Genomic DNA, 13682 nt, shown 5'->3' with positions numbered 1-13682 from the left:
CTGGGAATGCGTCACATCGACGCGATGGCCATCGTCAAACTGACGTGAAGCAGTTATGATAGATAACGTCACTTAGACGAGAATCCGACGCGAAGTCGAATCAGAGCCACAGAAAGGGCTGGTCCTGTGAGTGCCGCCCAGCCGCTGGACGTACAGCCGACACCGCTCGCACTGCTGCTGCTCGGCCGCGAGGCCGACCCCAAGAGCGAGCGCGGAGTCGAGTGCCCCGGCGACCTTCCCGCCCCGTCCGACCCGGACCTGGTGGCCCGTGCCCGCGCCGCCAAGGAGAAGCTCGGCGACCGCGTCTTCGTGCTCGGCCACCACTACCAGCGCGACGAGGTGATCGAGTTCGCCGATGTCACCGGTGACTCCTTCAAGCTGGCCCGGGACGCCGCGGCCCGCCCCGAGGCCGAGTACATCGTCTTCTGCGGCGTGCACTTCATGGCCGAGTCCGCGGACATCCTCACCTCGGATGCCCAGCAGGTCGTCCTCCCCGATCTGGCGGCCGGCTGCTCGATGGCGGACATGGCCAGCGCCGAACAGGTCGCCGAATGCTGGGACGTACTCACCGAGGCCGGGGTCGCCGAGGCGACCGTCCCCGTCTCGTACATGAACTCCTCAGCGGACATCAAGGCGTTCACCGGCCGGCACGGCGGCACCATATGCACCTCCTCCAACGCCAAGCGGGCCCTGGAGTGGGCGTTCGGCCAGGGCGAGAAGGTGCTCTTCCTGCCCGACCAGCACCTCGGCCGGAACACCGCCGTCCGCGACATGGGGATGACGCTGGACGACTGCGTCGTCTACAACCCCCACAAGCCGAACGGCGGGCTTACCCCGCAGCAGCTCCGCGACGCCAAGATGATCCTGTGGCGCGGCCACTGCTCGGTGCACGGCCGCTTCTCGCTGGACTCGGTCCGCGAGGTACGCGAGCGCATCCCCGGCGTCAACGTGCTGGTGCACCCCGAGTGCAAGCACGAAGTCGTCGCCGCGGCCGACCAGGTGGGCTCCACGGAGTACATCATCAAGGCGCTCCAGGCGGCTCCCCGCGGCTCCAAGTGGGCGGTCGGCACCGAACTCAACCTCGTACGGCGGCTGGCCAACCGGTTCGCCGCCGAGGACAAGGAGATCGTCTTCCTCGACCGCACCGTCTGCTTCTGCTCCACGATGAACCGCATCGACCTCCCGCACCTGGTGTGGGCTCTGGAGTCACTGGCCGACGGCAACGTCGTCAACCGGATCCAGGTCGACGCGGAAACGGAAAAGTACGCCAAGCTGGCCTTGGAACGGATGCTGGCCCTTCCGTAAGGCTCGCGCCCCGTCAGGGGCGCGGGGAACTGCGCGAGCAACCACAAGGCGCCCGCAGCCTGCGGACGAACGGGCAGGGGCACTCCCTCATCAGCATCGTTGAGGCGATCCCTCATGTCGCCGTACCGTGCGCGGATGCTGCTGCGACCCGTCAGAGACACCGAGGACGACGCGGAGACCGTAAGAAAGCTGACTGAAGCGGCGTTCGGGGAGCCGCACGCCCTCAAAGGGGCTGCCCCGCCGCAGGCGCCCCGCAGCCGCGAAAAGGTGCGGCACATCGTCCGGCACGACCCCGCGGGCAGCTGGCTCGCCGAGGACGAGGCCGGCCAGGCCATCGGTGCCGCGCAGTCCCACATCCGCGAGGGCACCTGGGGCCTGGCCCTCCTCGTCGTACTGCCCGGCGTCCAGGGCAAGGGCGTCGGGCGAGCACTGCTCACCCGCACCCTGGAGTACGGCCGCGGCTGTCTGCGCGGCATCATCTGCTGCTCCCGGCACCCGGCCGCCGCCCGCGTGTACCGGCAGGCCGGATTCGAACTGCACCCCACCATCAGGATGCGCGGCGTCGTCGACCGCGCGGGCCTCGGCCCCGTCGAGGGCGCGGCGGTCGAGGGCGGCCCGCGCGACCGCGACCTGCTCGACTCCGTCGACCGGCGGCTGCGCGGCGGCGCCCACGGGCCCGACCACGAGTTCCTGATGCGGCACCACCGGCTGGTGGTCGCCGACGACCTGGCCGGCAGCGGCTACTGCTACCTCAGCGACGACGACGGCAGCGCGAAGGTCGCCCTCCTGGGCGCCACCTCCCGGCGGCTCGCCACCCGCGTGCTGACCGCCGCGCTGCTCGGGGTGGGGGAGGGGACCGTCGTGGAGGTGCAGGACCTCACCGCGGACCAGCAGTGGGCCGTCGACGTCGGCCTCCGCGCGGGCCTGGAGCTCCGCGCGGAAGGCTTCGTCTGCCTCCGCGGCATGCGTCCCCCGTCGCCGTACATCCCGTCCGGCGCCTTCCTGTGAGGGCCTGCCCGGCCGGCCCGGCTCAGCCGGCGCGCGCCCCCGTACGCCGCACCCGGTACTCGACGCCCTCGACCCCTTCGAAGGCGTGCCCCGTCATCTCGCACCAGGCGGGGATGTCGAGGCGCGCTGCCTCGTCGTCGGCGAGGACGCGGACCACGCCGCCGGCGGGCACATCCTCGATGACCTTGGCCAGCTCGATGACCGGCAGCGGGCACAGCTTGCCCCGCGCGTCGACGGTGACCTCCGCGGCGGCGCCGGAGGGCGCGGGCTCGGCGGCGGTGCCGGCCCCGGCGCCCAGGTGCGCCCGTACGCCCTCGACCGCGGCGGGCAGCGCCTCCAGGAACCGGTCCACCTCGCTCTCGGCGGTCCCCGGGGGCAGCGACACCCGTACGTTGCCCTCCGACAGCACGCCCATGGCCCGCAGCACATGGCTCGGGGTCAGCGTGCTGGAGGTGCAGGACGAGCCGCTGGAGACGGAGTAGCCCGCGGCGTCCAGCGCGTGCAGCAGCGCCTCACCGTCCACGTACAGACAGGAGAAGGTCACCAGATGCGGCAGCCGCCGCACCGGGTCGCCGACCACCTCGGTGTCCGGCACCAGTTGCGGCACCCGGGCCCGGATCCGGTCGACGAGCGCCGACAGCCGGGCGGCCTCCGCTTCGGCCTCGGCCCGTACGGCCCGCAGCGCGGCCGCCGCGGCGACGATGGCCGGGATGTTCTCGAAGCCGGGCGCGGTACCGGACTCCCGCTCGTCCACCGGTCCCTGGGGCGCGAAGCGCACACCTTTGCGCACGGCGAGCAGCCCGACGCCCGCGGGGCCGCCCCACTTGTGAGCGCTCCCGGTCAGCAGCGACCAGGCCCCCTCCACCGGCCCCCAGGGCAGCGACTGCGCCGCGTCCACCAGCAGCGGTACGCCCGCCTCGGCGCAGGCCGCGGCAGCCTCCGCCACCGGCTGGACGGTGCCGACCTCGTGGTTCGCGGACTGGAGACAGGCCAGCGCACAGTCCTCGCCGAGCGCCTGCGCCCACTCCTGTGCGTCCACCCGGCCCGTACGGTCGACGCCGACCTGGCGGACCTGGCCGCCGGCCCGCTCATGGACCTCGGCGGTGTGCAGTACGGCGGAGTGTTCGACGGCCGAGACGACCAGCCGCCGCCCGGCCCGGCGCCGCCCGGCCAGCGCCCCGGTGATCCCGGTGTGCAGCGCCTGCGTACCCGATGAGGTGAAACGGAGCTCGTCGGGGCGGCACCCGACGGCCTCGGCCGCGGTCTCGCGCGCCGCGTCCAGCAGCATCCGCGCCCGCCTGCCCTCGCGGTGCGGGCGGCCGGGATCGGCCCATCCCTCATCCATCGACGCCAGCAGCGCCTGCCGCGCGACGGGGTGGAGGGGGAGCGAAGAGGCGGCATCAAAATAGGACACACTTGTACGCTACCGCCGCACGCGCACCCCGCGAACCGGGCGCCGCAGACGGCCCGGAACCGGCCTGCACAACGTCAGTTCAGGGGCGCCGGGACGGCATTCCACCCCATCAGGGTGGCGCGCGGCGCGTTACACCCCCTCCCCGCGCGACCCCAAATGGCGTCGGCTAGGGTTTGGTCCGCATAAACATCCAAACCCCTGCCCGCGCCTGGGCCGGCGCCCGACCACGTAAGAGGGCCGCGCCCGACCGTCGCGGGCGAGACTCTCGGGAAGGCGCTACGTGAGTCCCAACGGCTCAGACCTCCCCCACGGGCGCCCTTCGGGCGCAGTGGGCGGCACCCCCACGTCGCGGCGCCCGATGCGGCGGAAGCTGCAGCAGGCGCTGGCTGCGGGCCTGGTCCTGGCGACCGCGACCGGTTGCACATCAAAGGACTTCCCCCGCCTCGGCATGCCCACCCCGGTAACGGACGAGGCGCCGCGGATCCTCTCCCTGTGGCAGGGCTCCTGGGCGGCCGCGCTCGCCGTGGGCGTGCTGGTGTGGGGTCTGATCCTGTGGAGCGTCATCTTCCACCGGCGCTCCCGGTCCAAGGTCGAGATCCCCCCGCAGACCCGGTACAACATGCCCATCGAGGCGCTGTACACGGTGGTCCCGATCATCATCATCTCGGTGTTGTTCTACTTCACCGCCCGGGACGAGACGAAGCTTCTGGCGACCTCCAAGAAGCCCACCCACGTCATCAACGTCGTTGGCTACCAGTGGAGCTGGGGCTTCAACTACGTCGAGGACGTGGACGGCGACCCGAAGACGGACGTCAACACGGACAAGGCGCTGGACAAGGAGCTGAGCGCCATCCCGGACCGGATGACCAAGGGCTTCCCCAAGGGTGCCGAGGGCGTCTACACGGCCGGCACTCCCGCGGACAAGAACCCGCAGAACGGCAACCCGGGTCCGACCCTGTGGCTGCCCAAGGGGGAGAAGGTCCAGTTCATCCTGACCTCCCGTGACGTCATCCACTCTTTCTGGATCCTGCCGTTCCTGATGAAGCAGGACGTCATCCCGGGCCATGTCAACCGCTTCGAGGTGACCCCCAACAGGGAGGGCACCTTCAGGGGCAAGTGTGCCGAGCTGTGCGGCGTCGACCACTCCCGGATGCTCTTCAACGTGAAGGTCGTCTCCCCGGAGCGGTACCAGAAGCACCTGGAGGACCTGGCGAAGAAGGGCCAGACCGGCTACATCCCGGCGGGTACCGCCACCACGGGCGGCGCCAAGAATGCGGAGACGAATAACCCGTGAGCATCCTCAACGAACCCCAGGGTGCCGCCGCCGCGACGGCTGAGGCGACAACCCCTGGACGCCCCAAGCGGCCAGGACAGATCGTTGTCGACTGGCTGACGACGACGGACCACAAGAAGATCGGGAGCCTTTACCTGATCACGTCGTTCGTCTTCTTCTGCATCGGCGGCGTCATGGCGCTCTTCATGCGCGCCGAGCTGGCCCGTCCCGGCATGCAGATCATGTCGAACGAGCAGTTCAACCAGGCGTTCACCATGCATGGCACGGTCATGCTGCTGATGTTCGCCACCCCGCTGTTCGCCGGCTTCGCGAACTGGATCATGCCGCTGCAGATCGGCTCGCCCGATGTGGCCTTCCCGCGGCTGAACATGTTCGCCTACTGGCTCTACCTGTTCGGCTCGCTGATCGCGGTGGGCGGCTTCCTCACCCCGCAGGGCGCGGCCGACTTCGGGTGGTTCGCCTACTCGCCGCTCTCGGACGCGGTCCGTTCGCCGAGTGTCGGCGCCGACATGTGGATCATGGGCCTGGCCCTCTCCGGCTTCGGCACCATCCTCGGCTCGGTCAACTTCATCACCACCATCATCTGCATGCGCGCACCCGGCATGACGATGTTCCGCATGCCGATCTTCACCTGGAACGTGCTGCTGACCGGTGTGCTGGTGCTGCTGGCCTTCCCGGTGCTGGCCGCCGCGCTGTTCGCCCTTGAGGCGGACCGGAAGTTCGGGGCGCACATCTTCGACTCGGCCAACGGCGGGGCGCTGTTGTGGCAGCACCTCTTCTGGTTCTTCGGCCATCCAGAGGTGTACATCATCGCGCTGCCGTTCTTCGGCATCGTCTCCGAGGTGATCCCGGTCTTCAGCCGCAAGCCGATGTTCGGCTACATCGGTCTGATCGGCGCCACCATCGCCATCGCCGGCCTCTCGGTGACGGTCTGGGCGCACCACATGTATGTGACGGGCGGCGTGCTGTTGCCGTTCTTCTCGTTCATGACCTTCCTGATCGCCGTGCCGACAGGTGTGAAGTTCTTCAACTGGATCGGCACGATGTGGAAGGGCTCGTTGTCCTTCGAGACACCGATGCTGTGGACCATCGGCTTCCTGATCACCTTCACCTTCGGTGGTCTGACCGGTGTCATCCTGGCCTCGCCGCCGATGGACTTCCACGTCTCCGACTCGTACTTCGTCGTCGCGCACTTCCACTACGTCGTCTTCGGCACCGTGGTCTTCGCGATGTTCGCCGGATTCCACTTCTGGTGGCCGAAGTTCACCGGCAAGATGCTGGACGAGCGGCTCGGCAAGATCACTTTCTGGACGCTGTTCATCGGCTTCCACGGCACCTTCCTGGTGCAGCACTGGCTGGGCGCCGAGGGCATGCCCCGCCGGTACGCCGACTACCTGGCGGCCGACGGCTTCACCGCGCTGAACACCATCTCCACCATCAGCTCGTTCCTGCTGGGCATGTCGCTGCTGCCGTTCTTCTACAACGTGTGGAAGACGCACAAGTACGGCGAGAAGATCGAGGTCGACGACCCGTGGGGCTACGGCCGTTCGCTCGAATGGGCGACGAGCTGCCCGCCCCCGCGGCACAACTTCCTCACCCTGCCCCGTATCCGCTCCGAATCCCCGGCCTTCGACCTGCACCACCCGGAAATCTCCGCGCTTGACGAGCTGGAGAACGTGGACAGGGAAGAGAAGGCGCTCGCCGGCAGCAAGGAGGCCGGGAAGTGAAGATCCAGGGCAAGATGTTCCTGTGGCTGTCGGTGTTCCTGCTGGCAGTTGCCATCACCTACGGGCTCTGGTCGAAGGAGCCGGTCGGTACCACGGGCCTCTTCCTGGCCTTCGGTCTGTCGATCATGATCGGCTACTACCTGGCGTTCACCGCGCGCCGGGTCGACACCGGAGCCCAGGACAACAAGGAGGCCGACGTCGCGGACGACGCCGGTGAGCTGGGCTTCTTCAGCCCATGGAGCTGGCAGCCGCTGATTCTGGGCCTCGGTGGCGCCTTCGCCTTCCTGGGCGTGGCCCTGGGCTGGTGGCTGGTGTACGTCTCGGCGCCGCTGCTGCTGATCGGCCTGTTCGGCTGGGTGTTCGAGTACTACCACGGCGTGAACCGCACCCAGTAGCCGTCGAGCACCGCAACGCGGCACCGCGGAACTGACGCGGCACCACAGAACTGAAAAGGCAAGGATCGGCCCCCCGACACTCCGGGGGGCCGACCCGTTTGTACGCACTCAGCGGGCCCGAAATGACGATTCTTCATATTTTGGGGCCATGAGTTACAGCCCACGCACCGCGATAGCGCAGGGGGTCCTCACCCCCCGAACCGTGTCCCGTAAGTACAAGCGCCGGGTGGTGAAGAGCTGCGCCCTGCTGCTGGCACCCCTCTCCGTGGGGCTCGCCGCCTGCGGCACCGGCAGCAGCGGCAACTCGCTCGCCTCCACCCCCTACGACGCCACGGACGCCGTGGCCGTCAACGCCGACGCCGACAGCAAGGACGTCGACCCGAACAAGCCCCTGGAAATCACCGCCCAGCACGGCGACACCCTCACCGACATCTTCGCCACCGACGCCTCGGGCCATGTGGTGCCGGGCGAACTGTCCACCGACGGCAAACGCTGGCACAGCACCGGGCCGCTGGCCGCCGGCGCCCGCTACACCCTCCAGGTGAGTACGGAGAACGACGAGGGCGCCCCAGGACGGCGCACACTGCGTTTCGAGACCAAGCCCGCATCCAAGCACCTCGACGTCAAACTGGGCCCGGACAGCGGCACCTACGGCGTCGGACAGCCGCTCACGGCGGAGCTGAGCCACCGCGTCAAGGGCCGCAAGCAGCGCGAGCTGGTCGAGCGGGCGCTGAAGGTGGAGTCCCGGCCCCATGTGGAGGGCTCCTGGCACTGGGTGGACAGCAAGGAGCTGCACTACCGGCCCCGCTCCTACTGGCCGGCCCACGCCTCCATCACCCTCCGCTCGTCACTCAAAGGGCTGAAGGTGCGCGACGGCCTCTACGGCGGCAAGGCGGAATCCGTTCGGATGAAGACCGGCGACCGAATAGAAGCGCTCACCGACGCCTCCTCGCATGTGATGACCGTCAGAAAGAACGGGAAGACCGTCCGCTCCATACCCGTCACCACCGGCAAGGCGGGCTACGAGACCCGCAACGGCATCAAGGTGATCCTCACCAAGGAGCCGTTCGTCCGGATGACCAGCGCCAGCATCGGTGCCTCGGACTTCTACGACCTGCCCGTCTACTGGGCCACCCGGCTCACCAACAGCGGTGAGTACGTGCACGGCGCCCCCTGGTCGGTCGGTTCCCAGGGCGTGTCGAACACCAGCCACGGCTGCACCGGAATGAGCAGCGCCAACGCCAAGTGGTTCTTCAACAACGTTCGCCAGGGCGACATCGTCCAGCACGTCAACTCGGCCGGCGAGAAGATGGCCCCCTTCGGCAACGGCTTCGGGGACTGGAATCTGGACTGGAGAAAGTGGCGCGCCGGCAGCGCCGTCGACAGCGACAAACCCGTCGGCAGCAGCCCCGCGGACGCCGCGCGGCTGCGCCCCCAGGTATGACCCCTCCGCTGTGTGACCGGAAAGGTGTGACAAGAAAGACGCGCCCGTCCGCGCCCCGATCGGGGGGCGGACGGGCGCGGCACTTCTGCGCTGAGGGCCCGGACGGCCCGGGGCTTCAGGCCCGGGCGAGGGTGCCGTCGCCGGTGCGGTCCCGCAGCAGCCCGGCCAGCGCGTCGGCCAGCGCCACCGGGTCCACCGGGTGCGAGACGGTCGCCTCGGCCCGGCTCCAGGTCGCCAGCCAGGCGTCCTGCGGCCTGCCGATCAGCAGCAGCACCGGGGGGCAGTCGAAGATCTCGTCCTTGATCTGCCGGCATACGCCCATCCCGCCGGCCGGGGCGGTCTCCCCGTCCAGCACGCACGCGTCCACGTGCAGCTCCTCCAGCGTTTCGAGCACGGCGGGGAGGGTGGCGCACTCCACGTAGCGGACCTCGGGCACATCGGTGGCGGGCCTGCGGCCCGCTGCGAGCCGCACCTGCTCGCGGGTGGTGGCGTTGTCGCTGTAGACCAGCACCGTGGCGGTCGGCTGCATCGTTCCTCCGCGTCCGTATCGGGCGAACCGTGACGCACCGGGCGGCTCGTAGCCACATTTCCGCGGTGGCGCCGCTCGGATGCTACTCCCTCCGACGCACCGTCAACAGCGGTCGGCACACCCCGATACTGGGCCGTAAGCGGGCGGTGGGAATGCCGTCTTCCCAGGACACGGCGCGGGAGCCGGGTACGGACACACCGAACGGGACCCCCCGAAGTGAGGCCGGGATAAGCGACCGACATAATGTCGGTCGTGGCGACAGCAACAGCAGTAGAAACCGGGCACGCGCACCCGTCGGTCAACCGGCCGAACCTCACCAGCGTCGGAACCATCATCTGGCTGAGTTCCGAGCTGATGTTCTTCGCGGCCCTCTTCGCGATGTACTTCACCCTGCGGTCGGTGACCGGCGCCGAGTACTGGAAGGAGCATGCCGCTGAGCTGAACCTTCCCTTCTCCGCGACGAACACCACGATCCTGGTGCTCTCCTCGCTCACCTGCCAGCTCGGCGTCTTCGCTGCCGAGCGCGGTGATGTGAAGAAGCTCCGCGCGTGGTTCATCGTCACCTTCGTCATGGGTGCGATCTTTATCGGCGGCCAGGTCTTCGAGTACACGGAGCTGGTCAAGGAGGGCACCTCACTCTCCTCGAGTCCGTACGGATCGGTGTTCTACCTGACCACCGGTTTCCACGGGATGCACGTGACAGGCGGTCTCATCGCCTTCCTGTTCGTCCTGGGGCGCACCTACGCGGCCAGGCGGTTCACTCACCACCAGGCCACCGCCGCCATCGTCGTGTCCTACTACTGGCACTTCGTCGATGTCGTCTGGATCGGCCTCTTCGCCACGATCTACCTGATCCGGTAACCGAGGGGCGCGGCAGGGCCGCGCGCCGTACCGCACAGGCGGATTACGGAACAGACGGACAGACACAGCATCGACGAGAAGATCCTGACACCGGGGTAATCCGTGAAAAAGCTCTCCGCACGACGGCGCCATCCGCTGGCGGCGCTTGTCGTTCTACTCTTCGCGCTGGCGGCCACCGGGGGGCTGTACACCGCGTTCGCTCCCGCGGGTGAGGCCAAGGCCGAGCAGGAGTCGAGTAAGTCCCTCGCCATCGAGGAGGGCAAGAAGCTCTACGCCACCGGGTGCTCCAGCTGCCACGGGACCGGCGGCCAGGGGACCAGCGACGGTCCCAGCCTGGTCGGTGTCGGGGCCGCGGCGGTCGACTTCCAGGTCGGCACCGGCCGGATGCCGGCCCAGCAGCCTGGCGCCCAGGTGCCCAAGAAGAAGAGGATCTACGACCAGGACGAGATCAACCAGCTCGCCGCGTATGTCGCCTCACTGGGTTCGGGCCCGACCAAGCCCACCAAGGACATGTACGACCCGAGCGGTGCCGACGTCGCCAGGGGCGGGGAACTCTTCCGCACCAACTGCGCGCAGTGCCACAACTTCACCGGCGAGGGCGGCGCCCTCACGCACGGCAAGTTCGCGCCCGACCTCGAGGATGTGGACCCCAAGCACATCTACGAGGCCATGCAGACCGGCCCCCAGAACATGCCGTCCTTCACCGACGGTGCGCTTCCCGAGAAGGACAAGCGGGACATCGTCGCGTACGTGAAGGAGGTCAACAGCGACAAGTCGGAGAGCCCCGGTGGGTTCAAGCTCGGTGGCTTCGGCCCTGTCGCGGAGGGCATGTTCGCCTGGGTCTTCGGTCTCGGCGTGCTGATCGCCGTCGCCGTCTGGGTCGCCGCTCGGACCGCAAAGGCCAAGAAGTCATGAGTAGCGAGACTGGACCAGACGAGAACGTGTCAGACGAGAACCTGCCCGCTGCGCGGGAAGAGGCCCACGGCGCGGAAGTCGCCAAGGGCGACCCCTTCGCGGACCCCGGCCTGCCGCCGCACGAGCACCGCATCCAGGACATCGACGAGCGGGCGGCCAAGCGCTCCGAGCGCACCGTCGCCTTCTTCTTCACGCTGTCCATGCTGGCCACGGTGGGCTTCATCGCCTCCTTCGTGGCCTTCCCGATCGACGAGATCGTCTATGTCTGGCCGATCGGGCACGTCAGCGCGCTGAACCTGGCACTCGGCCTCACCCTCGGCATCGCCCTCTTCTGCATCGGCGCCGGCGCGGTCCACTGGGCCCGCACGCTGATGTCCGACGAGGAGATGGTCGACGAGCGGCATCCGATCACCGCGCCCCCGGAGGTGCGCGAGAAGGTCATCGCGGACTTCAAGCAGGGTGCCAAGGAGTCGGCCTTCGGCCGCCGGAAGCTCATCCGCAACACGATGTTCGGTGCCGTGGCCCTGGTGCCGCTCTCCGGCGTCGTCCTGCTGCGCGATCTGGGCCCGCTGCCCGAGGACAAGCTGCGGCACACCGCCTGGAAGAAGGGCAAGCTGCTCGTCAACGAGAACACGAACGAGCCGCTGCGTCCCGAGGACATCGCCGTCGGCTCGCTCACGTTCGCCAAGCCCGAGGGCCTGGAGCACGACGACGAGGAGTTCGCGAAGGAGATCGCCAAGGCGGCTCTGATGATCGTGCGGCTGGAGCCGAGCGACATCAAGGACAAGCGCGAGCTGGACTGGTCGCACGAGGGGATCGTCGCCTTCTCGAAGATCTGCACGCACGTCGGCTGCCCCGTCAGCCTCTACGAGCAGCAGACCCACCACGTCCTGTGCCCGTGCCACCAGTCGACGTTCGACCTGTCCGACGGTGCGCGCGTGCTCTTCGGACCCGCCGGCCACCCGCTGCCGCAGCTCAACATCAGCGTCAACAAGGACGGCTACCTCGAAGCGCAGGGCGACTTCGCGGAGCCCGTCGGTCCGGCCTTCTGGGAGCGCGGATGAGTACTGCAACCGATACCCCGGGCAGCGCGGCTGCCGAGGGCAAGAAGAAGGCACCCGCTGGTGAGCGGGTCGCCGACTGGGCCGACGGACGGCTGGGCATCTACAGCCTCGCCAAGGCCAATATGCGCAAGATCTTCCCGGACCACTGGTCCTTCATGCTGGGTGAGGTCGCGCTCTACAGCTTCATCATCATCATCCTGACCGGTGTCTATCTGACGCTGTTCTTCCACCCGTCGATGAACGAGGTGGAGTACCACGGCCCGTACACGCCGATGCAGGGCGTCCGGATGTCGGAGGCGTTCGCCTCGACGCTGGACATCAGCTTCGATGTGCGCGGTGGTCTGCTGGTGCGGCAGATTCACCACTGGGCGGCGCTGATCTTCCTCGCGGCGATGTTCGTGCACATGATGCGCGTCTTCTTCACGGGGGCGTTCCGCAAGCCGCGCGAGGTCAACTGGGTCTTCGGGTTCCTGCTCTTCGTCCTGGGCATGTTCACCGGCTTCACCGGCTACTCGCTCCCGGACGACCTGCTCTCCGGCACCGGTGTCCGGTTCATGGAGGGCGCGGTCCTGTCCGTGCCGATCGTGGGCACGTATCTGTCGATGTTCCTGTTCGGCGGCGAGTTCCCCGGGCACGACTTCGTGGCCAGGTTCTACTCGGTCCATATCCTGCTGCTGCCGGGCATCATGCTCGGGCTGCTGGTGGCGCATCTGATCCTGGTCTTCTACCACAAGCACACCCAGTTCGCGGGCCCCGGCCGGAAGAACACCAATGTGGTCGGCATGCCGCTGCTGCCGGTGTACATGGCCAAGGCCGGAGGCTTCTTCTTCCTGGTCTTCGGTGTGATCGCGGCCATCTCGGCGCTGTTCACCATCAACCCGATCTGGGTGCTGGGGCCCTACCGGCCCGACCAGGTGTCCACCAACGCGCAGCCCGACTGGTACATGGGCTTCTCCGAGGGCCTGATCCGGTTCATGCCGGGATGGGAAGTCAATCTGTGGGGTCACACGCTGGTGCTCGGCGTGTTCATCCCGCTGATCATCTTCCCGTTGGTGCTGGTCGCGATTGCCGTCTACCCGTTCATCGAGGCATGGGTGACGGGGGACAAGCGTGAGCACCACATCGCCGACCGGCCGCGCAACGCACCTACGCGTACGGCCTTCGGCGCCGCGTGGATCGCCTGGTACTTCGTGCTCCTCGTCGGCGGCGGCAACGACCTGTGGGCGACGCACTTCCATCTGTCGATCAACGCGATCACCTGGTTCGTACGCATCGGCTTCTTCGTCGCGCCGGTCCTGGTCTTCTGGGCCACCCGGCGCATCTGCCTCGGCCTGCAACGCAAGGACAGGGAGAAGGTGCTGCACGGCCGGGAGACCGGCACGATCAAGCGGCTGCCGCACGGCGAGTTCGTCGAGATCCATGAGCCGCTCTCGCAGGAGCAGCTGCACACGCTCACCGCGCACGACCAGTACGAGCCGGTGGAGATCGGTCCGCTCAAGGACGAGAACGGTGTCCAGCGGAAGGTGTCCCGCGGGCAGAAGCTGCGGGCGAAGCTCTCGAAGGGCTACTACGGGGAGGCGGGTCAGATCCCGAAGCCGACCCGGGAGGAGTACCGCGAGATCGAGAGCGGCCACGGGCACCACTGACCGGTTCGCACAGCTGGATCCGCCACATCGGGAGGGGTCCGCGGGTACATCCCGCGGGCCCCTCCCGGCTTTGTGCCCCG

At 68.3% G+C, this 13682-nt stretch carries 12 protein-coding genes; 10 read left to right on the top strand and 2 right to left on the bottom strand.

What is annotated here, in order from left to right:
- Positions 1–126 precede the first annotated feature (126 nt).
- Positions 127–1305: a quinolinate synthase NadA gene (gene nadA, locus ACQEU8_RS27870; protein ID WP_433105827.1), complete on the top strand. Its 1179-nt coding sequence runs from the start codon at positions 127–129 to the stop codon at positions 1303–1305.
- Positions 1306–1440: 135 nt separating this feature from the next.
- On the top strand, positions 1441–2313 hold the full coding sequence (locus ACQEU8_RS27865) for a GNAT family N-acetyltransferase (RefSeq protein WP_433105825.1): 873 nt from the start codon (positions 1441–1443) through the stop codon (positions 2311–2313).
- A gap of 22 nt (positions 2314–2335) precedes the next feature.
- Here the strand turns inward: ACQEU8_RS27865 and ACQEU8_RS27860 are convergent, their stop codons facing one another.
- Positions 2336–3727: a cysteine desulfurase/sulfurtransferase TusA family protein gene (locus tag ACQEU8_RS27860; protein WP_433105823.1), complete on the bottom strand. Its 1392-nt coding sequence runs from the start codon at positions 3725–3727 to the stop codon at positions 2336–2338.
- Positions 3728–4007: 280 nt separating this feature from the next.
- Here ACQEU8_RS27860 and ctaC point away from each other — a divergent pair, with 280 nt between their 5' ends.
- The 4 genes from ctaC (at position 4008) to ACQEU8_RS27840 (ending at position 8587) form a co-directional block, all read left to right on the top strand.
- Positions 4008–5021 carry an aa3-type cytochrome oxidase subunit II gene (gene ctaC, locus ACQEU8_RS27855; RefSeq protein ID WP_433105821.1) on the top strand — a complete coding sequence of 338 codons (1014 nt, stop codon included), beginning with the start codon at positions 4008–4010 and terminating at the stop codon, positions 5019–5021.
- A complete protein-coding gene (gene ctaD, locus ACQEU8_RS27850; RefSeq protein ID WP_433105819.1) occupies positions 5018–6748 on the top strand; it encodes an aa3-type cytochrome oxidase subunit I in 1731 nt (576 codons plus the stop codon). Before ctaC ends, ctaD begins: the two co-directional genes overlap by 4 nt.
- On the top strand, positions 6745–7143 hold the full coding sequence (locus tag ACQEU8_RS27845) for a cytochrome c oxidase subunit 4 (RefSeq protein WP_433105817.1): 399 nt from the start codon (positions 6745–6747) through the stop codon (positions 7141–7143). The genes ctaD and ACQEU8_RS27845 overlap by 4 nt, the downstream gene beginning before the upstream one ends.
- Before the next feature lie 148 nt (positions 7144–7291).
- On the top strand, positions 7292–8587 hold the full coding sequence (locus tag ACQEU8_RS27840; RefSeq protein WP_433105815.1) for an Ig-like domain-containing protein: 1296 nt from the start codon (positions 7292–7294) through the stop codon (positions 8585–8587).
- Positions 8588–8702: 115 nt separating this feature from the next.
- Here the strand turns inward: ACQEU8_RS27840 and ACQEU8_RS27835 are convergent, their stop codons facing one another.
- Positions 8703–9116, bottom strand: coding sequence for a hypothetical protein (locus ACQEU8_RS27835; RefSeq protein ID WP_433105813.1), 414 nt, complete (start codon positions 9114–9116; stop codon positions 8703–8705).
- Between the two features lie 243 nt (positions 9117–9359).
- Between ACQEU8_RS27835 and ctaE the strand changes: the two genes are divergently transcribed.
- The 4 genes from ctaE (at position 9360) to qcrB (ending at position 13602) form a co-directional block, all read left to right on the top strand.
- Entirely contained in the window at positions 9360–9977 is a 618-nt protein-coding gene (ctaE, locus tag ACQEU8_RS27830; RefSeq protein WP_433105811.1) for an aa3-type cytochrome oxidase subunit III, read from the top strand.
- Positions 9978–10079: 102 nt separating this feature from the next.
- Positions 10080–10892 carry a cytochrome bc1 complex diheme cytochrome c subunit gene (gene qcrC, locus ACQEU8_RS27825; protein ID WP_433105809.1) on the top strand — a complete coding sequence of 271 codons (813 nt, stop codon included), beginning with the start codon at positions 10080–10082 and terminating at the stop codon, positions 10890–10892.
- The gene (qcrA, locus tag ACQEU8_RS27820; protein ID WP_433105807.1) at positions 10889–11956 is read left to right on the top strand and encodes a cytochrome bc1 complex Rieske iron-sulfur subunit; all 1068 of its coding nucleotides are present in this window, start codon (positions 10889–10891) and stop codon (positions 11954–11956) included. The genes qcrC and qcrA overlap by 4 nt, the downstream gene beginning before the upstream one ends.
- The gene (qcrB, locus tag ACQEU8_RS27815) at positions 11953–13602 is read left to right on the top strand and encodes a cytochrome bc1 complex cytochrome b subunit (protein WP_433105805.1); all 1650 of its coding nucleotides are present in this window, start codon (positions 11953–11955) and stop codon (positions 13600–13602) included. The genes qcrA and qcrB overlap by 4 nt, the downstream gene beginning before the upstream one ends.
- Positions 13603–13682 lie beyond the last annotated feature (80 nt).

This window comes from Streptomyces sp. CA-250714, from assembly GCF_050936705.1.
Taxonomy (GTDB): Bacteria; Actinomycetota; Actinomycetes; order Streptomycetales; family Streptomycetaceae; genus Streptomyces.
The sequence above is the reverse complement of the archived record's forward strand: the minus strand, read 5'-3'. Positions and strand labels throughout refer to the sequence as shown.